22 protein-coding genes and 1 other RNA gene are annotated in these 20,979 nt (G+C 60.0%); 9 read left to right on the forward strand and 14 right to left on the reverse strand.

Features of this window, described 5'->3' with window-relative positions; all coding sequences use genetic code 11:
• Positions 1–239: 239 nt before the first annotated feature.
• Complete coding sequence (locus PMI11_RS33595) at positions 240–431, reverse strand: DUF1192 domain-containing protein (protein WP_007826530.1); 192 nt, start codon at positions 429–431, stop codon at positions 240–242.
• Between the two features lie 121 nt (positions 432–552).
• Positions 553–1,833, reverse strand: coding sequence for an MFS transporter (locus tag PMI11_RS33600; RefSeq protein ID WP_007826532.1), 1,281 nt, complete (start codon positions 1,831–1,833; stop codon positions 553–555).
• Positions 1,834–2,008: 175 nt separating this feature from the next.
• Between PMI11_RS33600 and PMI11_RS37850 the strand changes: the two genes are divergently transcribed.
• Positions 2,009–2,176 carry a hypothetical protein gene (locus tag PMI11_RS37850; protein WP_007826534.1) on the forward strand — a complete coding sequence of 56 codons (168 nt, stop codon included), beginning with the start codon at positions 2,009–2,011 and terminating at the stop codon, positions 2,174–2,176.
• Between the two features lie 6 nt (positions 2,177–2,182).
• On the opposite strand, the gene PMI11_RS33605 is transcribed toward PMI11_RS37850, so the two are convergent.
• The 7 genes from PMI11_RS33605 to tkt form a co-directional block, all read right to left on the reverse strand.
• A complete protein-coding gene (locus tag PMI11_RS33605; protein ID WP_007826536.1) occupies positions 2,183–3,103 on the reverse strand; it encodes a PhzF family phenazine biosynthesis protein in 921 nt (306 codons plus the stop codon).
• Between the two features lie 162 nt (positions 3,104–3,265).
• A complete protein-coding gene (locus PMI11_RS33610) occupies positions 3,266–4,291 on the reverse strand; it encodes a class I fructose-bisphosphate aldolase (protein WP_007826538.1) in 1,026 nt (341 codons plus the stop codon).
• 213 nt (positions 4,292–4,504) lie between these two features.
• On the reverse strand, positions 4,505–5,707 hold the full coding sequence (locus PMI11_RS33615) for a phosphoglycerate kinase (RefSeq protein WP_007826540.1): 1,203 nt from the start codon (positions 5,705–5,707) through the stop codon (positions 4,505–4,507).
• A gap of 81 nt (positions 5,708–5,788) precedes the next feature.
• Positions 5,789–7,639: a potassium/proton antiporter gene (locus PMI11_RS33620; protein ID WP_007826542.1), complete on the reverse strand. Its 1,851-nt coding sequence runs from the start codon at positions 7,637–7,639 to the stop codon at positions 5,789–5,791.
• Positions 7,640–7,918: 279 nt separating this feature from the next.
• Positions 7,919–8,419 carry a GNAT family N-acetyltransferase gene (locus tag PMI11_RS33625; protein WP_037072642.1) on the reverse strand — a complete coding sequence of 167 codons (501 nt, stop codon included), beginning with the start codon at positions 8,417–8,419 and terminating at the stop codon, positions 7,919–7,921.
• 111 nt (positions 8,420–8,530) lie between these two features.
• Entirely contained in the window at positions 8,531–9,541 is a 1,011-nt protein-coding gene (gene gap, locus PMI11_RS33630) for a type I glyceraldehyde-3-phosphate dehydrogenase (RefSeq protein ID WP_007826546.1), read from the reverse strand.
• An 81-nt stretch (positions 9,542–9,622) separates the two neighbouring features.
• Positions 9,623–11,596, reverse strand: a complete 1,974-nt coding sequence (tkt, locus tag PMI11_RS33635) for a transketolase (RefSeq protein ID WP_007826548.1) — start codon at positions 11,594–11,596, stop codon at positions 9,623–9,625.
• 333 nt (positions 11,597–11,929) lie between these two features.
• On the opposite strand from tkt, the gene PMI11_RS33640 reads away from it, so the two are divergent.
• The 3 genes from PMI11_RS33640 to ssrS all read left to right on the forward strand — a co-directional run bounded on the left by PMI11_RS33640 (position 11,930) and on the right by ssrS (position 12,816).
• Entirely contained in the window at positions 11,930–12,205 is a 276-nt protein-coding gene (locus PMI11_RS33640; protein ID WP_007826550.1) for a DUF4164 domain-containing protein, read from the forward strand.
• A 15-nt stretch (positions 12,206–12,220) separates the two neighbouring features.
• Positions 12,221–12,598: a cell division protein ZapA gene (locus tag PMI11_RS33645; protein ID WP_007826552.1), complete on the forward strand. Its 378-nt coding sequence runs from the start codon at positions 12,221–12,223 to the stop codon at positions 12,596–12,598.
• Between the two features lie 59 nt (positions 12,599–12,657).
• Positions 12,658–12,816, forward strand: a non-coding RNA gene (gene ssrS, locus PMI11_RS36190) — 6S RNA.
• A gap of 61 nt (positions 12,817–12,877) precedes the next feature.
• On the opposite strand, the gene PMI11_RS33650 is transcribed toward ssrS, so the two are convergent.
• Positions 12,878–13,435, reverse strand: coding sequence for a GrpB family protein (locus PMI11_RS33650; RefSeq protein WP_007826554.1), 558 nt, complete (start codon positions 13,433–13,435; stop codon positions 12,878–12,880).
• 47 nt (positions 13,436–13,482) lie between these two features.
• A complete protein-coding gene (locus PMI11_RS33655; protein ID WP_007826556.1) occupies positions 13,483–14,394 on the reverse strand; it encodes a LysR family transcriptional regulator in 912 nt (303 codons plus the stop codon).
• A gap of 116 nt (positions 14,395–14,510) precedes the next feature.
• Between PMI11_RS33655 and PMI11_RS33660 the strand changes: the two genes are divergently transcribed.
• The gene (locus PMI11_RS33660; RefSeq protein ID WP_007826559.1) at positions 14,511–15,704 is read left to right on the forward strand and encodes an MFS transporter; all 1,194 of its coding nucleotides are present in this window, start codon (positions 14,511–14,513) and stop codon (positions 15,702–15,704) included.
• Between the two features lie 26 nt (positions 15,705–15,730).
• Positions 15,731–16,561 (forward strand): aldo/keto reductase, encoded by an 831-nt coding sequence (locus PMI11_RS33665; protein WP_007826561.1) that lies wholly within the window; start codon positions 15,731–15,733, stop codon positions 16,559–16,561.
• Positions 16,562–16,675: 114 nt separating this feature from the next.
• Here PMI11_RS33665 and PMI11_RS33670 read toward each other — a convergent pair whose 3' ends face one another.
• The 3 genes from PMI11_RS33670 to PMI11_RS33680 all read right to left on the reverse strand — a co-directional run bounded on the left by PMI11_RS33670 (position 16,676) and on the right by PMI11_RS33680 (position 18,676).
• Complete coding sequence (locus tag PMI11_RS33670; RefSeq protein WP_007826563.1) at positions 16,676–17,665, reverse strand: NAD-dependent epimerase/dehydratase family protein; 990 nt, start codon at positions 17,663–17,665, stop codon at positions 16,676–16,678.
• 96 nt (positions 17,666–17,761) lie between these two features.
• Positions 17,762–18,295, reverse strand: coding sequence for a helix-turn-helix domain-containing protein (locus PMI11_RS33675; RefSeq protein ID WP_007826565.1), 534 nt, complete (start codon positions 18,293–18,295; stop codon positions 17,762–17,764).
• A gap of 48 nt (positions 18,296–18,343) precedes the next feature.
• On the reverse strand, positions 18,344–18,676 hold the full coding sequence (locus PMI11_RS33680) for an ArsR/SmtB family transcription factor (protein WP_007826567.1): 333 nt from the start codon (positions 18,674–18,676) through the stop codon (positions 18,344–18,346).
• A gap of 56 nt (positions 18,677–18,732) precedes the next feature.
• On the opposite strand from PMI11_RS33680, the gene PMI11_RS33685 reads away from it, so the two are divergent.
• The 3 genes from PMI11_RS33685 (at position 18,733) to gnd (ending at position 20,852) form a co-directional block, all read left to right on the forward strand.
• Positions 18,733–19,215 (forward strand): SRPBCC domain-containing protein, encoded by a 483-nt coding sequence (locus tag PMI11_RS33685; protein WP_007826568.1) that lies wholly within the window; start codon positions 18,733–18,735, stop codon positions 19,213–19,215.
• Between the two features lie 11 nt (positions 19,216–19,226).
• On the forward strand, positions 19,227–19,583 hold the full coding sequence (locus PMI11_RS33690; protein WP_007826570.1) for a hypothetical protein: 357 nt from the start codon (positions 19,227–19,229) through the stop codon (positions 19,581–19,583).
• 243 nt (positions 19,584–19,826) lie between these two features.
• Positions 19,827–20,852: a phosphogluconate dehydrogenase (NAD(+)-dependent, decarboxylating) gene (gene gnd / locus PMI11_RS33695; RefSeq protein WP_007826571.1), complete on the forward strand. Its 1,026-nt coding sequence runs from the start codon at positions 19,827–19,829 to the stop codon at positions 20,850–20,852.
• Positions 20,853–20,979: the final 127 nt, after the last annotated feature.

Genomic DNA, 20,979 nt, shown 5'->3' on the forward strand with positions numbered 1-20,979 from the left:
ATCTCCACAGTTTCGTGGAAAGGTCTAAGGCAGCGCAAAAAAGAAGAGCCGCAAAAGCGGCTCTCAAGGTAAAACAGGGAGAAAAATCAGACCAATTCACCGCTTGGAAAACTGTCTGAGGTCCAGAAAGATCTGAACGACATGAGTAATATCTTATAAAGCTTAATTTTTTATTAATATCGTCCCAATTTAAGACTTACCGAAAGTAATTTTGAAGCAATAGTTGCTCGTTCACAGTCTTATGATCGGAAAAGGCCTTCGGCGGCAATCCGGCCGGACGCCTTCCTGGCCGCCTCGGCTTCGAGCCGCGCGATCTCGGTTTTCAAGAGTTCCACGCGCGCCTTCAACTCATCCACCGAAAGCATGGAGAGATCGGAGCCGATCTCGTGTGCGGTCTTCTTCTGCGGCCTGTCGTCATCCATGAAGCTCATTGTCGCTCCTCCTTTAAACCGTGTCGCGATCTTCAGATTCGCTTCCACGCTTTAAGTCTCTGTTTCAAGCGTGTCGTTATCGCAAACCGCTGCACAGTTTTGCCCGACATGCTTCAGTTCGTCAGCCGAACTTTACAGCAGGATCGCCGCTTTCGGGAGACTTGTTGGAGCCGCGATCGGCAAGCGACATGCTTTGCGGCGTGAGCGTAGGAGATGTTGCTGTCGGGATCGTGGTATAGGCATCGCGGTCGCTCGCCGGAATGGCTGCGCGAATACGGCTCCTGACGATGGCATAGCCGGTGATCAGAAGATGGGCGAGCGCCGTCACCAGGAAGAGTGCATGCGGGCTGATGACCGACATGACCGGACCTCCGATCGTCGGGCCGATGACGGTGCCGATACCGTAGAGAAGCAGCAGTCCGCCCGAGACCTTCACGAAATCCTCCGATGCGGCAAAGTCATTCGCATGGGCGACGGCGATTGGATAGAGCGTATTGGCGACGGCACCGTAGAGGATGACGAGGCCGATCAGGAAGGTAGGGGACGAGGGGTGCAATACGAAGATCAGGAGGCCGGCGAGCGCTGCGATGGCTGACATGGCCGCCAGCACATAACGGCGGTCGATGCGGTCGGAGAGGCGCCCGGCCGGAAGCTGCATTATGGCGCCGGCAAAGATGGTGGCGCTCATCATGACAGCAATCGAGGTATCCGAGAGCCCGGCACCCGCGCCGAAGACGGCGCCAAGCGTACCATAGGCGCCGTTGGCGATGCCGACGAGCAGGATGCCAAGGCAGGAGACAGGCGAGTTGCGATAGAGTGCCGGCAGGTCGAGTTTCACCGCCTTCAGCGGCTGCGGCGAGGCGGCGGTCGAGAGCGTCGTCGGCAGCATGGCGATGCAGTAGAAAATGCCGCAGATCATGAAGAGCACCGGCGTGCGCACGTCTTCCAACGGGATCATCAGCTGGCCGCCCACGACGCCCAGAAGGGTGATGCCAATATAGAGAGAGAAGATCGCGCCGCGGCTTTCATTGTTCGCCCGTTCGTTCAGCCAGCTTTCGATGATCATCGAGGTGCCAGCGGTTGAGAAGCCTGTGACGGCGCGCAGGATGACCCACCAGACCGGGTCGATGATGATGCCGCTGACCAGCGCGATGATGGCGATAATGGCGATGAAGCCGGAGAAGGCGCGTACATGGCCGACGCGTCGCACCATCTTCGGGGCGATAAGGCAGCCGATGACGAAGCCCGCCGCCCAGGATGTGCCGAGCAGGCCGAGCGTGGTCGTTGCGTAACCTTCGAGATTTCCGCGTACGGGAAGCAGAATGCCCTGCAGTCCGTTGCCCATGAAAAGGAAGAGCGTGCCAAAGAGCAGCGCAGCGACGGACAGCAGATTTCTTGTCATATCCCCAGACTCGGCGTGTTCGCTTTGAAAAAGGACATAAGGCGAGACCTGTATCTGCCCAGTCCATAAGAATGTTGATTGTGTCCCGGAATGCCTTTACGGCGAGTAGATATTCTCTGTTCGCGTGAAAAAATGTCCGTCCTGTGACATTCTGATAAATGGAAAAAATAAAGCCATGACAAAGCTGATAGCGTTGCTACTCATCCTTGCCATGGCAATCCAGATCATCAAGCCGCTTGGTTATCCGGGGCTGCGCCGCCGGATGGATTTCTGGAGAATCGCGTTGATTGCTTTTGCTATCTGGGCGGTGGCGCTGCTGGCGCGCGATTTCCTGGTGCAATAGGCTGGTTCAGTCCTGCAGGATGATCTCGCCTTTCATGACCGGTACGCAGGTTCCCGAGATCGTCACGTCGGTGACTGTGCCTGCCTTCTTGACGAGATCGAGTTCGATGACGCTGCGCCGGCCCATTTCGACGCCTTGTTCGATCGTCACATGCTGGCTGATGTCCGCCTCCGGCAGCAGCGAGACGAGATAGGCGGAAAGGGCTGCCGAAGCGCTGCCGGTCGCCGGGTCTTCGATGACGTTGTCCAGCGGCGCGAACATGCGGGCGCGGATATTCCATGGGGTAGCGGCGGGGCGGACGTAGAGGAACAGGGAGAAATCATGGCTGCCGGTTACAGACTTGGCCGCAGCCTGGAAGCCGTTGATATTAGGGCTTGCCGCGGCCAGAGCCTCGAGGCTTTCGAGTTCGGCAACGGCAAATTTCAGGCCGACGGAGACGAAGACCGGGGCATGCGTGGTCTTGCAGATTGACGCCGGATCGATGGAGATGCAGCTGGCGACGATCGCATCGGGTATCGTGTCTTCTATTTCAAGCGGTCGTGGGGCGCGGATCGTTGCTGCGGCGACACGACCTTCACTGCGCTGCAGGGCGACTTCCACGAGGCCAGCCTTTTCCTCGAACCGCAGCGTATCACCGATGGGCCGGCCGAAGATTTCGCTCTGCTGGCCGAGTACATAGGCGGTGCCGACATTGGGATGACCGGCGAAGGGTATCTCCATCGTCGGCGTGAAGATGCGCACCCTTGCCGTGTTTTGCGGGTTCTCCGGAGGAAGCACGAAGGTCACTTCCGAATAGCCGAATTCGGCGGCGATCTTCTGCATTGCCGTGTCGCTGACGCCCCTGGCGTCGCTCATGACCGCGAGCGGATTGCCCTCGAAGCGAGTGGAGGTGAAGACGTCGACGGTGATGTAGGGCAGGCTGTTCATGGCGGCTCCAATGGTTAAGGCGCCATGATTAATGAGGCCAGCGATTGCAGCGAAGGATTATCTTGTCGCCATGACAAATCGTCTTTGCGACAGGCAAGCGCAAATAAAACAGGCGGCGAAGATGTTCGCCGCCTGTCTCATTTTCTCAAGCATCAAAAAGGCTCATGCAGCCTTTTCGAGTTCGGCCTTCCAACTGCCCTTGGCGGCGAGACTGTTCATTTCGGCGCGATGAGAGAATTCGCGCTGGCCGGCGGCGACGTTTTCCTGCTTGCCGTTCCAGGCCTTGAGCGCGCTGTCCTGCAGGGCGCGGCCATAGGAGAAGGTGACAAACCAGGGCAGCTCATAACCGGAGTTGATTGCGGAGAGATGGGCGGTGGCCTCTTCCGTGGTCTGGCCGCCGGAGAGGAAGGCAATGCCTGGAACGGCGGGCGGGACCGTGCGTTTCAAAACCTGGACGGTGCGCTCTGCAACTTCGGCGACGGAGGCCTTGCGGGCATTCTTGCCGTCGATGACCATGTTCGGCTTCAGGATCATGCCCTCAAGGCTGACACGGGCATCGGCCAGTTCCTCGAACACGATGCGCAGCGTGGATTCAGTCACTTCGGCGCAACGGTCGATATTGTGATCGCCCGGCTTGCCGTCCATCAGGCATTCCGGCTCGACGATCGGTACGATCTCGGCCTCCTGGCAAAGCGCAGCATAACGGGCAAGCGCCTGGGCATTGGCGCGGACGGAACCGCGGCTCGGCAACGTTTGCGAGATGGCGATGACGCCGCGCCACTTGGCGAAGCGGGCGCCGGCCTCATAATATTTGGCAAGGCGGTCTGCGAGGCCGTCGAGGCCTTCGGTGATGGTTTCACCCGGGTATTTTGCCATCGGCTTTGCGCCGATATCGACCTTAATGCCCGGAATGCTGTCGGCGGCCCTGATGATGTCTACGAAGGGCGTGCCGTCGGCCGCCTTCTGGAAAAGGGTTTCCTCATAGAGAATGACGCCGGAGATGTACTTCTTCATCGCTTCGTCGGAGCGGAAGAGCATTTCGCGATAGTCGCGCCGGCTGGTTTCGGTCGATTCAAGATTGATCGCGTCGAAACGCTTCTTGATGGTGGCGGTCGATTCATCGGCGGCAAGCAGGCCCCGACCACCAGCAACCATCTTAACTGCAATGTCTTCCAGTCGTTCGCTCATCTCGTTCTCTCCACAATGAAACCCGGTAGAATTGACAATATAGAACTCGGATAACAGAAGTTTATAGGGAGAAAAAAGGGAGCGCTAAGTCATTGAAACGATTGAAATGATTTCAATCGTTTGAAAGTTCGGGAATTTTTTCTCTTCTTGAGCAAAAGACCGCGGAAGCGTTCGCTCCGCGGTCTATCCTGCTGGAATATCTGCCGAATCGGCTTATCGATTGGCGGAGAGAACGGCCACGCCCGGCAGTTCCTTGCCTTCCATCCATTCAAGAAAGGCGCCGCCTGCGGTCGAAACATAGCTAAACTCTTCGGCAACGCCGGCATGGTTCAGCGCCGAGACCGTATCACCACCGCCTGCGACTGACGTGAGCTTGCCGGCCTTGGTGCGTTCGGCGGCATATTTCGCGGCGGCGACGGTCGCTGTGTCGAAGGGCTCGATTTCAAAGGCGCCGAGCGGACCGTTCCAGACGAGCGTAGTGGCGCGTTCGATCCAAGCCTTGACGGCATCGACCGATTTCGGGCCGACATCGAGGACCATGGCATCATCAGGAATGGCTTCGATGGAGACGATCTCATTGGCAGCACCTGCCTTGAACTCACGGGCGACGACGCCGTCTTCCGGCAGAACGATGGCGCAGCCGGCGGTGGCGGCTTCGATCATGATCTGCTTGGCGGTATCGGCGAGATCATGCTCGCAAAGCGACTTGCCGACATCGGTGCCGCGGGCGGCGATGAAGGTGTTGGCCATGCCGCCGCCGATGACGAGCGCGTCGACCTTCTTCACGAGATTCATCAGAAGGTCGATCTTGGAGGAGACCTTGGCGCCGCCGACGATTGCGACGACCGGACGGACCGGGTTGCCGAGGCCCTTTTCCAGCGCCTCGAGTTCGGCCTGCATGGTGCGGCCGGCATAGGCTGGCAGGTGATGGGCAAGACCTTCGGTGGAGGAGTGGGCGCGGTGCGCGGCCGAGAAGGCGTCGTTCACATAGATATCGCCGTTTGCGGCGAGCGCCTTGGTGAAATCTGGATCGTTCTTTTCCTCGCCCTTGTGGAAGCGGGTGTTTTCCAGGAGCAGGATATCGCCATTATTCATCTTCGCGACGGCGGAAGCGGCCGCCTCGCCGATGCAGTCGGATGCCGTCAACACAGCATGGTCAAGCACCTGCTCGACGGAGGGGGCAACCAGCGAAAGCGAGAATTCTGCCGAGGGGCCATCCTTCGGGCGGCCGAAATGGGCGAGCAGGATGACTTTGGCGCCCTTTTTCGACAGTTCAAGGATCGTCGGCGCGACGCGCTCGATGCGGGTCGTATCCGTAACCTTGCCATCCTTGACCGGGACGTTGAGGTCGACGCGGACGAGAACGCGCTTGCCGGCGATATCGTTGAGGTCGTCGAGGGTCTTGAAAGCTGCCATGGGAGGATCCGTTCGTAGTTGGCGTAAATTGCGCCGACCATAGCAAGGATCGGGGGAGACGCAAGGCAGTCGGCGGCCGTTTTAGCGCGGGCTTTCGTCACGTCCGGCAGCGCTTTCCGCAGCCGTCGCCTCATGCTTTTTGCGGCCCTTCATACGCTCGCGGGTGCGTTGGATAATCTCGCGCAAATTGATGAAGATCGGCAGCGTAATGGCAGGCTCCACGGCCTCCAGCGACATGCCGACGGAGGTGATGTGATCCTGGTCGTCGAGGTCGCGGACGATAAGGATAAGCGAGCCGAGACGGACGCGATCGGCATAATCCGCCTTGCCGCCGAGGCGCTGTTTCATCAGTTCGGCGATCGTCAGACCCTTTTCGGATTCGTTGAGCAGACCTGGACCATAGGCGGCATCGAGATCGGCTGCAGGGCGGGTCGGCGACAGCGCAAAGGCGCCGAAGAATTCCGCGTCGTCCTCATCAACAGGGGCGCGGCTGGCGAAGAGCCGGTCGAGCAGGCGTGAATAGCTGGGTGCGATGAAGAGGTAGACGAGATCGTTTTCCCTGAGCCGGCCGGCATATTGATAACGCATCGACTTGCCATCGCGGATCACGAGCGAGGGTGCTGCCCAGCGCGGAATGCGCTCGCCGCGCAGAACCGGGCTATCCTTGATGACGCGATAGGAAAGCAGCTCGTGATTGGCGGCGCCCGGCAGGTCAACCTCCACCTTGTCGACCGCGCCGATGCGCGGCGGGATGATGAGGCCGAGGCGCTTGGCAACCGGTTTGATCGTCCAGCCTTGTACGAGCAGTGAGACGAGCACGATGATGAAGGCGGTGTTGAAATAGATCTGGCTATGCTGCAGCCCGCCGAGGATCGGCATGATGGCAAGCAGGATTGAGACGGCGCCGCGCAAGCCGACCCAGGCGACAAAACCGATTTCCTGCTGCGTATAATCGAAGGGAAGCAGAGATAGCCAGACGGCGAGCGGGCGGGCGACGAAGATCAGGAACAGTGCCAGCAGGATTGCCGGTACGATGATGACAGGAAACTGCGAGGGCGTCGCCAGCAGGCCGAGCACGAGGAACATGATGATCTGGGCAAGCCAGGTCATGCCGTCCTGAAAGCGCCTGATGGTACCAATCGCCTGCATCTTGCGGTTTCCGGCATAGATGCCGGCGACATAGACCGCAAGGAAGCCGCTGCCGCCGACAGCGCCGGTGAAGGAGAAGACGAGCAAGGCGAGCGCCAGCACGAAGATCGGCGTCAGGCCACGATCCGTTTCCAGCCGGCCGGCGATCAGCACGATCATCATGCCGCCGAGCAGGCCGAGGATGACGCCAAGCCCCATCTGCTGGATGAACATGGCAAGCATACCGATATTGATGCCAGCGTAGCGTTCGCCGCTCGCGAGAACCTCGACCAGTGCGATGGTGAGAAAAATCGCCATCGGATCATTGGTGCCGGATTCGACTTCCAGCGTGGAACGCACTTTGTCTCTGATATTGATGCCGCCGATGCGCAGCAGGAAGAAGACGGCGGCGGCATCGGTGGAGGCAACGATCGAGCCGAGCAGCATGCCTTCCAGCCAGGTGAAGTTGAGCAGCCAGCGGGCGGCGAAGGCGAAGAGTGCTGCTGTCAGAAGCACGCCGATCGAGGCCAGCGTCAGCGACGGCACCGCGGCGATGCGGAAGGCCTGCATCGGCGTGCCGAAGCCGGAATCGAAGAGGATGATCGCAAGGGCGATCGAGCCCAGAACATAGGCGAGGTAGTTATTGCTGAATTCGATGCCAAGACCATCGACACCAGCGGCAAGCCCAATCATCAGGAACAGCAGAAGCAGAGGGGCGCCGAAGCGGAAGGCCAGCAGGCTCGAAAAGGCTGCAAGAAGCACGAGCGCCGTTGCGACCAGCACCACGATGTAAAACGCTTCCATGCCTACCCCTTTCGCCTCATCACCGTCCCGAAACCGCCCTCGGCCTGTCCCTTACCCCTCCGTGTGCAGCACGATCTGTTAGTAAACGGCAAAAAACAGCGGAAGGGTAGGCCTTGCGGCTTAACCTCGGCTGCATCGCTGCATCATGCTGCTGGACGGTCCTTGGGGTTAGGACCAATAAGAATGCTACGGGAAAAACTCTGTATAAAGAATGTATAAGCAAATCAGGCGAGAGCAGGGCAGATAGGCGGAGCACTGCACTTTTTATTGATGCGGCCGTTAGAGGCTGCTTCGGTCTTTCCTGATCAGATATTGTTTCTGGATTCTGTCCACCGGCGTACCGTCGTTAAGCGGCACCCGCTCCAGCGTGTTGTAGGTGCGGAAGCCCATCTTCTCGTAATAGGCCAGCCCGCCGGTATTATCGGCGCGAATGGTTGCATTGATGACTTCGATATTGCGCTCTTCTGCGGCGGCAAGGGTTGCCGCGAAAAGTGCGGTGCCGACGCCCGGTATCTTCGGGCTCTGCCGGGCAAAGGTCGCGATATCGGCCCAGCCCTCCGGTGGGTTTCCGTAGAGGCTCAGGGATTGAAAACCGGCGAGACCAGAACTGGTCTCGGCGACATGGCATGTCAGAGGCCATTCGCCTGTTATGAACCAATCGGCCAGTTCCTCCGGCGAAAGAGGGGTCTCGAGGGCGGTCGTACCGCCGATTGCGATAATCTCGTTGAGAATTTCGGAGAGTTCTCGGGCGTCGCCCGGATCAGCCTTTCGAATATTCAGATACACCATGTCCTGTCCTTCCGACTTGATCCAGCGAGGATTGCCACGCAGTTTCTCTAAACAAAACGGCCCGGTTTCCCGGGCCGCTTTTCAATACATTTGCCGTTGCGGTCAGATGAGCTTGGCGAAAGCGACTGCCGTGTCGGACATGCGGCTGGAGAAGCCCCACTCGTTGTCGTACCAGGACAGAACGCGCACGAAATTGCCTTCCATGACCTTCGTCTGATCGATTGCGAAGATCGAGGAGTGGCTGTCGTGGTTGAAGTCACGCGAGACGAGCGGCTCGTCGGTGTAGCCGAGGATGCCCTTCAGCTTGCCGTTTGCGGCTGCCTTGATCGCTTCGTTGATTTCGCCGACCGTGGTGGCCTTCTTGGCAACGAACTTGAAGTCGACGACCGAAACGTTCGGGGTCGGAACGCGGATCGAAGTGCCGTCGAGCTTGCCCTTGAGGTGCGGCAGCACGAGGCCAACGGCCTTTGCGGCGCCCGTCGAGGTCGGAATCATCGAGAGGGCAGCAGCGCGGGCGCGATACAGATCCTTGTGCATCGTGTCGAGCGTCGGCTGGTCGCCAGTATAGGAGTGGATGGTCGTCATGAAGCCGTGGTCGATGCCGACGGCGTCGTCGAGAACCTTCACGACCGGCACGAGGCAGTTCGTGGTGCAGGATGCGTTGGAGATGACCAGGTGCTCCTTGGTGAGCTGGTCATGGTTGACGCCGAAGACGACCGTGAGGTCAGCGCCGTCGGCAGGAGCCGAAACGATGACGCGCTTGGCGCCGGCCGTCAGGTGGGCTGCAGCCTTGTCGCGGGCGGTGAAGATGCCCGTGCATTCCATCGCGATGTCGACACCCAGTTCCCTATGGGGAAGGGTTGCCGGATCCTTGATCGCGGTGACCTTGATCGGCTTGCCGTTGCCGACGATGATCGTGTCGCCTTCGACCTTTACTTCGGCCGGGAACTTGCCGTGGATGGAATCGTAACGGAGCAGGTGAGCGTTGGTCTCGACCGGGCCGAGGTCGTTGATGGCGACGACTTCGATGTCGGTACGGCCGGATTCGACGATGGCGCGAAGTACGTTGCGGCCGATGCGTCCGAAACCGTTGATGGCAACTTTGACTGTCATGTGCATTTACTCCCTAGAGGTGGGGCTTGCTGATAGTAAATGAGGAAGTGCCCGAAGGCACTCCCGTCGAAACCTAGCCCGTTAGAGCTTGGCTTCTGCAGCGGCGACGACGGCGTCAGCCGTGATGCCGAAGTGTTCGAAGACCTTCTTGGCCGGACCGGAGGCGCCGAAGCCCTTCATGCCGATAAACGATCCTTCCGGACCGATGAAGGCATCCCAGCCTTCGCGAACGGCAGCTTCGACGGCGATTTTGACCGGCGAGTTCCCGAGGACGTCCTTGCGGTAGGCCTCCGGCTGGTCGAAGAAGAGTTCCGTGCAGGGAACTGAGACGACGCGGGTACTGACACCTTTGCCTTCCAGCGTTGCGCGGGCCGCAACTGCGAGTTCCACTTCCGAACCCGATGCGAAGATCGTGACCTTGGCATCGGCATTGCCTGCGAGCGTGTAAGCGCCGAGTTCGCAGAGGTTCTTCTCATTGTACTCTGTGCGGACGGTCGTCAGGTTCTGACGGGTGAGAGCCAGAGCGGACGGATGGTCCTTGCTCTTCATGGCGATCTGCCAGCATTCCGCGGTCTCGACTGCATCGGCCGGTCGGAAGACGCGCAGGTTCGGCACCGCACGCAGGCCGGCGATCTGTTCGACAGGCTGGTGAGTCGGGCCGTCTTCGCCGACGCCGATCGAGTCATGGGTGAGCACGTGGATGACACGAATGCCCATAAGTGAGGCGAGGCGGATCGGCGGGCGGCAATAATCCGAGAAGATCATGAAGCCGCCGCCGTAGGGAATAAGACCGCCATGGAGTGCGATGCCGTTCATGGCAGAGGCCATGCCGTGCTCACGGATGCCCCAGTGCACATAGCGGCCGGCGAAATCCGTCGGCGTGATCGAATGCATCTGGCTGGTCTTGGTATTGTTCGACGGAGTCAGGTCGGCGGAGCCGCCAAGCGTTTCCGGTACGAAGCCGTTGATGACTTCCAGCGCGTCTTCGGAGGCCTTACGGGAGGCGATCGTGGGCTTGGTTTCGGCAAGCTTCTTCTTGTAGTCGTCGATGGCCTTGTCGAAGCCCTCAGGCAGGTCACCGGTAAAACGGCGGGTGAACTCAGCCTTGGACGGCGACTTGGAAAGCGTTTCTTCCCAGGCCTTGACGATATTGTCAGAGCGGGTACCGGCGGCGCGCCATGCGTCGAGGACGTCGGCGGGGACGACGAAGGGCTCGTATTCCCAATTCAGCGCCTTGCGGGTGGCGGCGATTTCGTCGGCGCCGAGCGGGTTGCCGTGAACCTTATGGGTGCCCTGCTTGTTCGGAGCGCCGAAGCCGATAACCGTCTTGCAGGCGATGAAGGTCGGGCGGTCGGACTTGTGGGCGGCTTCGATCGCGTCTGCGATGGCGGCCTGGTCATGACCGTCGATCTCGATCGTGTTCCAGTGAACGGCCTTGAAGCGGGCAACCTGGTCCGTCGAGTCCGACAGCGATACGGCGCCGTCGATGGTGATCGAGTTGTTGTCCCAGAAGAGGATCAGCTTATTGAGCTTCAGGTGGCCGGCAAGCGCGATCGCCTCATGGCTGATGCCTTCCATCAAGCAGCCATCACCATTGATGACGTAGGTGTAGTGGTCCTGCAGGTCCGGACCGAATTCCTCGCGCAGCTTGCGTTCGGCGATCGCCATGCCGACGGCATTGGCAATGCCCTGGCCGAGCGGACCAGTGGTCGTTTCGATGCCGGTGGCATGACCATATTCCGGATGGCCGGCGGTCTTGGAGCCGAGCTGACGGAACTGCTTCAGGTCCTCGACCGACATGTCCGGATAGCCGGTCAAATAGAGCAGCGAGTAGAGCAGCATCGAGCCGTGGCCGGCAGAGAGAACAAAGCGGTCGCGGTTCGGCCAGTGCGGCTTCTGGGGATCGAAGCGGAGATATTTGGTGAAGAGGACCGTTGCCACATCCGCCATACCCATCGGCATGCCCGGGTGGCCGGAATTCGCCTTTTCGACGGCGTCCATGGAGAGGAAACGGATCGCATTCGCCATCCGGTCGTTTTGTTCGCGTGAGGTCATGGCTTTTCCGCTAGTTCCGGGTTTGAGGATGGCCTCGAGCCTGCCAAGACCATCAATGAGAGCGGTCGAGACATAGCAGTTGGAACGGCCAAGTCAACAAAATGGAAGCCGTTTGGAGGCCGGGTGCGACGATTTTTGACATTTGACCGTCAAGTTTTACAAAAGACAAATCTTGTGTGACAGGCTTGTGTAAATCGCTCATCCACAGAATAGGGCAGGGGGCAGCGGGGAGGCTTTATTGACGCGCTCCAACCTAGCTGCATATCCTCTTGAAAATACAGGGTCGGCGGCAGAGGCCGATTCGCGGGTCTTGTGCGGGGAACCGGAAAAGACATGACGCCTAACGGCAAAACCATCGAAGCTGCGCTTACGGAGCTGAAACAGGCAATCTCGGGCCTCGAGAATGCTGTCGACATGCGTATCGAGCGCCAGCGCGAGCAGGGCGAGATCGAGGGCGAGGTTCGCCGCGTGCATGCCGACCGCTCGCGTCTTGCCCAGGAGCTGGATCAGGCCGAATTCCGTGCGAACCGGCTGGAAGAGGTCAATCGCGAGGTTTCGCGGCGTCTGGTGACGGCGATGGAAACCATCCGCGCGGTGCTTGACCGCTAAGAGGACTTGGAAGACATGGCGCAGGTAACGGTAACGATCGACGGCAAGGCCTATCGCATGGCCTGCGAAGAGGGGCAGGAAGATCATCTGACTGACCTCGCGGTTCGTTTCGACCGTTATGTCGGCCATCTCAAGGGGCAGTTCGGCGAAATCGGCGATCTCAGGATTACCGTCATGGCCGGAATCATGGTCATGGACGAGATCTCGGAGCTGACGCGACGTGTCACAGGGCTGGAATCGGAGCTGGAGACACTCCGCAGCAATCGAGACACGGTACTCGCCGCCACCGCCCGCACGGAAGAAGGCATTGCAGTGGCGCTTTCGGAAGTCACGAGCCGTATTCAGGGCATTACCGACAAGCTGAACGGCCGCACGCCAGCCGAGCTTAATTAATTTTGGAGAGCAGTGCCGACCCACTGGTGCGGTGCTGCAAATGTCCCTATATTCCCTCACGCGGTCTGTGCTTCTCGACAGGAACAATGAATCCTCGGGGCCATACCCGATCCTTAGGGAGCTGTCCCTGTCCGGGCTCGTGGGTCTGGACATACGGCGCCCACCTACTTTCGTAGGCGCCCAGGATCGAAAGTTTCCACCGGTTGTGTGGATCGCGCTGTTTTCTTTTCGGCCGGGTTCTTCCCGAGGCGCGCCAATATCTCCTGACAAGTTCAGTTTTTAATCGCCTGGTGGTTCGCTCCAGCCGATGAGCTTTGCCCAGTCGTAGGCGCCTTCCATGATGATATCGAAGACCGGATCCTTGATGTCGTAATAGGCATCGACATTGTCGGGGAAATAGCCTGCGAGGCGGTGCTTGATCAGCCCATAGGCGGCAGCAGCCGTCGGATGGGCGCGCAGGAAATCCCGACAGAGAAGCGGATAGCGCTGGTTGAAGCGGCCTTTTTCACGGATATGGATATTCGCAGGCCGGCCGGTGCTTTTGAAGAACAGCTTTCGCAACTCGCCCTCCGCCAAATCGAGACCCGGCGGGCAGTGATCGGTCGCGAACGCGCGACGCTTGAAACCTTCCCTCTCGAATGCGGCATCATCGATCAGATCAAGAGCATCGACGCTCACCTGAATGTCGATGATGTCCTTCGCCGGAAGGCCGGCTACAGCGGTGGAACCGATATGATGGATCGCTGCACCTGATGGTGCCGCGCGCAGGAGCGCCTGCTTCAGGATTATGAAGTCGTCGATCCAGCTCTGTCGTGGCGGGAGAATTTCTATCGGCATGAAGCGCTCGCTATCGTTGCCCTGTGACAGGGCGATGACGGTGGTCTTCAGCTATAGTCGGCCTGTCGGATGTTCTTCACCAGAAAATCAATGAAGGCGCGAATGCGTGCCGCGAGATGCTCGTGACCGGGATAGACGGCGTGAATGAGTTCGATATCCTCAGGGTTATAGGCTTCCAGCACAGGCACCAGTGTTCCGGCATCGATATCCGGCTGCACATGGAACTGACCGACGCGGGCGAGGCCGAGACCGGCGAGGCAAAGGCTGCGTGCAGTCGGTCCGTTATTGGTTTCGAGGTTACCGAAGACGGGTCTTGAAAAACGGTCGCCATTCCTGGGATCGCGGAATGGCCATTCCTCTGATGTCGAGCGGAAGCTGAAGGTCAGGCAGTTGTGGCGGTCGAGATCATCGGGGCTTTCCGGCATGCCTTCCCGTTTCAGATAGGCAGGTGAGGCGACGATGACGCGGCGGCTTTCGAGCAGCTTGCGGGCCTTCAGCGAGGAATCGCGTAAGGCGCCCGAGCGAATGGCGATGTCGGCGCGCTCGCCGACGATATCGATGATGCCATCGCTGAGTGCGAGGTCGAGATCGACCTCGGGATGGAGTTTGAGGAAGTCGGGCACCAGCGGGACGATGTAGCGAACGCCAAAGGCGACCGAAGTGCTCACGCGCAGGCGGCCGCGCGCCACCGTCGTGCCGCCGGCCGAGACGGCGCGTTCCGTCTCCTCGATGTCCAAGAGGATGCGGCGGGAGCGTTCAAGATAGATTTCACCTTCCGGCGTCAGCTGTAGGGCGCGGGTGGTGCGCACAAGAAGACGCGTGCCGAGGCGGTCCTCCAGCCGCGTGACGAGCTTGCTGACGGCGGAGGGCGAAAGCCTGAGCTTGCGGCCGGCTGCCGAGAAGCTCTGCAGCTCGGCCACCTGTACGAAGACATCCATCTCGCCGATGCGGTTGTCCATCCGCTTCCTATCTTGAATTCAATTCACAACTGTTGAGCCATTATAGGCGATTATCGAACAAGTTCGCCACGCCCATATTCCGATCCGAACAAGAACCAAACCATCGGGTCACTCTCATGCCACTTGCTCTCTTTGCGTTGACGATCGCGGCCTATGCGATCGGCACCACGGAATTCGTCATCGTCGGCCTGCTGCCGACGGTTGCCAACGACCTTCACATCACCCTGCCGCTCGCCGGCCTCATCGTCAGCGTCTATGCGCTGGGTGTCACCTTCGGCGCACCGATCCTGACGGCGCTGACCGGACGGATCGAGCGCAAGCCGCTCATGCTTGGGCTGATGGCGCTCTTTATTATCGGCCACATCATCGCGGCGCTCAGCCCCGGTTATGAAGTGCTGCTGATTGCCCGCGTCGTCTCAGCCTTCGCGCACGGGGTATTCTTCTCCGTCGGCTCCACGATCGCTGCCGATCTGGTGCCGGAAAACCGCCGCGCATCGGCCATCGCGATGATGTTCATGGGCCTGACGGTTGCAATCGTCACCGGCGTTCCGCTCGGCACCTTCATCGGCCAGACCTTCGGCTGGCGCACCACCTTCGCTGCCGTTGCCGGCCTTGGTGTGATCGCGTTCGCGGGCATCGCCTTCCTGCTGCCCTCGAACCTCAAGAAGGCGCCGCCGGCCAGTATCGGTGAACAGATCCGCGTGCTTGCCACGGGCCGGCTGTTGCTCGTCTATGCGATGACGGCGCTGGGGTACGGCGGCACCTTCGTCGCCTTTACCTTCCTTGCGCCGATCCTCGAGCAGATTACCGGCTTTGCCTCCTCGGCCGTCGGCCTGATCCTGATGCTCTATGGCGTGGCGATTGCCGTCGGTAATGTCGTCGGCGGGCGCATCTCCAACCGCGATCCCGTCGAGGCGCTGACCTTCCTGTTCATCGCCCAAGCGCTCGTGCTGGTTCTCTTCGGTTTCACGGCTGTCTCGCCCTGGTTGACCATCCCGACGCTTGCGATCCTCGGCTTCCTGTCCTTCGCCAATGTGCCGGGCCTGCAGCTCTACGTCGTGCAGCTTGCACGCCAGCTGCAGCCGAATGCCGTCGATGTCGCCTCGGCGCTGAATATCGCCGCCTTCAACCTTGGCATTGCCATGGGCGCCTGGATCGGCGGTCTGGTGGTTGAATCGAGCTTCGGGCTGGGCGCCACGCCATTCGTTGCGGCAGGCCTAGTCACTGTTGCCCTTGGCCTTACCATCCGCAGCGGCGTCCTCGACCGCCGCTCCACCCCTGATGCGGCCGTTGCCTGCAGCGCGGCCTGATCTCTCCTCACTCGAAAGGAAACAGCATGAAGTTCGTCAGCGCCAACGGCGCCTCCATCCCCGCCCTCGGCTTCGGTACGTTCCGCGTGCCAGGCCCGGATGCCGAACGCATGGTCTCGCATGTGCTCGCTAACGGTTATCGCCATATCGACACCGCGCAGATCTATGGCAACGAGGCCGAGGTCGGCGAGGGTATCCGCCGCTCCGGTATCGCCCGCGGCGATATCTTCCTGACCACCAAGGTCTGGGTCGAGAACTACAAGCGTGCTGCCTTCATCGCTTCGGTCGACGAGAGCCTGAAGAAATTGAAGACCGACTATGTGGACCTGCTGCTGCTTCACTGGCCAAACGAGGCCGTGCCGCTTGCCGAGCAGATCGGCGCGCTGAATGAAGTCGCGAAGGCAGGCAAGGTGCGCCATATCGGCGTGTCGAACTTCAACACGGATCTGATGCGCCAGGCCGCAGCGCTTAGCAGCCTGCCGATCGTGACGAACCAGGTGGAGTATCATCCCTATATCGATCAAACGCCGGTGCTGCGCGCCGCAAAGCAGCTCGATATGTCGGTGACGGCCTATTACGCCATGGCTGACGGCAAGGTGCTTGAGGATGCGGCGTTGAAGGCGATTGCCGCCAAGTACGGCAAGTCGATTGCCCAGATCGTGCTCCGCTGGATCGTGCAGCAGGATCTGATCGCGCTTTCCAAGACCGTCTCGGAACGGCGCGCACAGGAGAATGCGGCGATCTTCGATTTCGAGCTGACGTCGGAAGAGATAACGGCAATCCACGCGTTGGCAAAACCCGATGGCCGTATCGTCAGCCCGGAAGGGTTGGCGCCGGCCTGGGACAAGGCAGCGTGAGGAACGGGCGCTTCGGCGCCCGTTTCCCTATTTGCTATAGCTCAGGCACGTTCGGCGATCTCTGCAATTATCACCGGTTCGCCCCGCCGGAGGCGGCCGGCCTCGCGGTCCATATCAGCGGCGCTGGAGCGGGTAGGGCCCATCCTCGAAAACCTGGTCGTGATAGCCCTTTGCGCCGACGACCAGAGCGAGCGGACTTCTCCATTCCCTGCCGTCGCGCAGGCAATCGAGCACGTGCCGAAAATCATACTTCGGGTGCCAGCCGAGTTCCTGCCGGGCCGGCGCATTGACATAGACACGGTCGAGGTGCGGAAACATCGTCCAGCCGCGCGCCGCGTAAAGCGCGGCCATGCCGGGGAAAAGGCGCTCCACCGTCGCGCGCGCATCACGGCGCAGGTCGGCGAGATCGGCTTCGGTGAAGGGTGCCGTCGCCGAGACGATGTAGCGGCCGAAGCCGATGGACGGCGCTCTTTCCAGTGCCAGCAGATGGGCGTCGACCACATCCTCGATATCGACGCGCCGATAAAGCAACTCGTTGGCCTGGGCATTTTCAGCGGAATAGTGGTTGCGGATATCAGGGTCGTCGTCATTTTCTGGGAAGAAACGCGAAGTCCTCAGAATGACGACGGGCAGCGACATGTTGCGCGCGAAGAGTTCGCAGACGCCTTCGGCAGCGATCTTCGTAACGCCGTAGATATTGCGGGCAACGGGCAGAACATCCTCGGTCACCCAGGCGGCCGGTTCGCCTGCGGCTGGGCGCAGGGCTGCTCCGAAAGCGCTGGTGGTGCTGGTGAAGACGAAGCTTGTTACGCCAACGACGACTGCTTGTTCGAGAAGGTTCATCGTGCCCGTGACGTTGGTATCGATGAAATCCTTGTTGGCGTGCGTTCCGACATGTGGCTTGTGCAGCGTGGCGGCGTGGATAATGGCGGTGATGCCTGTCATCGCGAGGCGGATGAAATCGGGATCGGTGATCGATCCGGTCATATCGGTAAAAGGCGAGGGTTTGATATCGATGCCGCGCACCCGACGGCCTTGATCCCTCAACGTCCGCATCAGCGCTTCGCCGAGATGGCCGGCGCTTCCCGTCACCAGTATCGTCATTCTGCGTCTCCAGACAATTGGCAACGGACGCTAACAAAGGCCGCTTCGGTGGGACAACGCATAATTTATGCAGCAGGATACAGGAATTCTGCAGGCTCAGCCGACCGTCGTGACCAGCCGTGCGGCGCTGCCATCGGCCAGGAAGATGCGCTCCCAGAGCACACGCCCGGCGGCGATAGGCAGGTGCGGATTTCCATTAGCGCCGGTCTCCAGTGTCAGCGAATTCATTTGGCCCTCATGCCAGCCGAGGCCGACAAGTTCGCCCTCCGTCTTCACGATCTCCTGCGACGCATAGGAGAACAGAGGCCTGTCCAGAAAATCGGAGAGCGGCAGGCGCCATTCGCTCTGCCGTGCACTGGAAGCGGCAAGAAGCCTGTGGGTGCGGTCGCAGATGAGATGAACCTTGCTCCGGGAATGTTCGACCAGTCGTTTCAATGCGGCATCGGCGGAGGATGATGGGGAAGCGAAGATGCATTCCAGCCGCCTTGCCTGAGCGACGGTGACTGGCAGGATGCCGCGCTCCCAGCGGGAGACGGTCGCCTGGTTGACGGCGAGCAATTCCGCCAGATGCTCCTGCTTCATATTGCGCAGCTGGCGCATGCGACGGATGGCAGATCCCGATATCGGCATGGTTCCTCTCCCTCTTTATCATAGAGCCGCGACGATTGCCGCAGCAAGTTAGCGGGAAGGACTGTCGAGGTCGCTCTTCAGCCGATCAAGAATGGACAATGCGTGGCCGGCATAGGCGCTGATCCAGCGGTCGTGAATCTGCTTGATCGGCAGGCTGTTCAGATGGTTCCAGCGCTCCCTTCCTTCCTTCCTGGCAATCACCAGATCGGCTTCCTCCAGCACCTTCAAATGCTGCATGACAGTGCAGCGATCCAACTCCGGAAATGCTTCGCAGAGCGTGCCGGTCGTGCGCGGCTCATCCTTCAGAAGGTCGAGAATATCGCGGCGGCGGCGATGCGCCAGCGCCTTGAAAATGGGGTCGTCATCCGATTCGCTTGACATGTTATGTTTTTATAACATAATTGGGTCAGATACAACGGAGAAGAGGAGGAAGTCGCATGTCCCTCAATATTCGCGTCTCGGGCCGCATCGGCCGCCCGGTGGCTGATGTCTTCGATGCGGTCGTCAATCCGAAAAAGCTGTCGGGCTATTTCACCACGGTGGGCGGTGCCAGCGCGCCGCTGGTGCAGGGCACGACGGTGACATGGTGGAAAGATGTGCCGGTCGAGGTGGTCGAGCTCGTGCCTGACAGCAAGATCGTGCTGCGCTGGGATGGTGCAACAGACGAGGAAAAGAAGCCTTACAAAACGCTCGTAGAGATGAATTTCAAACCGCTTGATGATGGTGGCACCATGGTGACCATCGCCGAGGATGGCTGGCGTGAGGATGAGCCGGGGCGCCGCGGAACCTACCAGAATCTTGAAGGCTGGACGCAGATGTTCTGCTGCATGAAAGCCTTTGTCGAATACGGCATCAATCTGCGCGAAGGCATGTTCCTCAGCGAGATGCGGGGTGAGCAGGCCAAAGAGCAGGAAGGTTGAGGGGAAGCGTCATGAATGATCTGATCTATGGCGGCGTCGACGTCGCGATGAAGGTTCCGCCGCATCAGTATGAAGCCACCGTTTCCTTCTATCGCGACATCGTGAAGCTGAAAGAAATCGAAGGGGACGATATCTCCTTCGAGCTTGGGCCGATCCGGCTTTGGATCGATCGGGTGGCGACCATGAGCCAGGCCGAGCTCTGGCTGGAATTCATGACGCCGGATTTCGACCGTGCCGCGGAGTACCTGGAGAAGGCCGGTGTTCCGCGCTGCGATCCCATCGAGCCACTGCCACCCAATCTTCGCGGTGGCTGGATCCTCAACCCAACTGGCATCGTACATCTGGTACGGGAGACCAGCCGCAATTAGCGGCGATCCAGCTGAACCGGTGCCGAGCAGGCAGAAGATCATATAGCCGCCGATAAGGCGGCTATATGTCTGTTGGAGGCTTGGAATTACGCCCTAAAGACGGCAGATTGCTGAGTGCGGAAGGGATAGCCCTGCGCAAGGTGCAATAGACGCGCTCGCTTTCGTGACAGAGACTTCGCTTGCCTGTCACGATGCGAGTGTTAGTTTCCGGAATCATATCGATTAAATCCCAGGAGATTTCAGATGCAGCTTGGCATGGTAGGTTTGGGCCGTATGGGCAATTACATGGTCCAGCGCTTGATGCGGGGCGGCCACGAATGCGTGGTCTATGACGCCAAGCCGGAAAGCGTCGCCGAGCTCGTTGGTCTCGGTGCCGACGGCAGTGGCTCGCTCGAAGAATTCGTCTCGAAGCTCGCGCGTCCGCGCGCCGTCTGGCTGATGCTGCCGGCTGCGATCACCGACAAGGTCATCGCCTCGATCGTTCCGCTGCTGCATGACGGCGATATCCTGATCGACGGCGGCAACTCCTATTATCATGATGACATCCGCCGCGGCGCGGAACTCATCACCAAGGGCATTCACTATGTCGACGTCGGCACCAGCGGCGGCGTCTTCGGCCTCGAACGCGGCTATTGCCTGATGATTGGCGGCGAGAAGGGTATCGTGCAGCATCTGTCGCCGATCTTCGCAACGCTGGCACCAGGCAACGGCACCGCGGAAGCCTCGCCGAACCGCACGCCGGAGGCTGCAGCTCTCAGCACCGCCGAGCAGGGTTTCCTGCATTGCGGCCCGCACGGTGCCGGCCACTTCGTCAAGATGGTTCACAACGGCATCGAATATGGTCTGATGGCCGCCTATGCCGAAGGCCTCAATATCCTGAAGCACGCCAATGTCGGCGCCCTGACGCACGAGGCCGATGCCGAGACGGCGCCGCTCTCCCATCCGGAATATTACCAGTACGATTTCAACTTGCCGGAAATTTCCGAAGTCTGGCGCCGCGGAAGCGTCATCACCTCCTGGTTGCTCGACCTGACGGCCGATGCGCTGCACAAGGACCCGGCCCTTACCCAATATGCGGGTCGTGTTTCGGACTCCGGCGAAGGTCGCTGGACGATCATGGCCGCCATCGACGAAAGCGTGCCGACCCCGGTGCTCAGCGCGGCACTGCACGGTCGTTTCTCCTCGCGCGACCAGGACGAGTTCGCCAACAAGGTGCTTTCGGCCATGCGCGCCGGCTTCGGCGGCCATGCCGAGAAGCCGCACAAGTAATCTAACCGCATTGTTTAATGTCAGCCGCCGGTCCGCGAGGTCCGGCGGCTTTCTTTTGGTCGCCACTGCATCCTAGACCGTTTGTTCGTCTGGCTTTTCGGCTGCAGCACTTGCATAAATGCCTGAC

The organism is Rhizobium sp. CF142 (assembly GCF_000281145.1).
GTDB lineage: Bacteria > Pseudomonadota > Alphaproteobacteria > Rhizobiales > Rhizobiaceae > Rhizobium.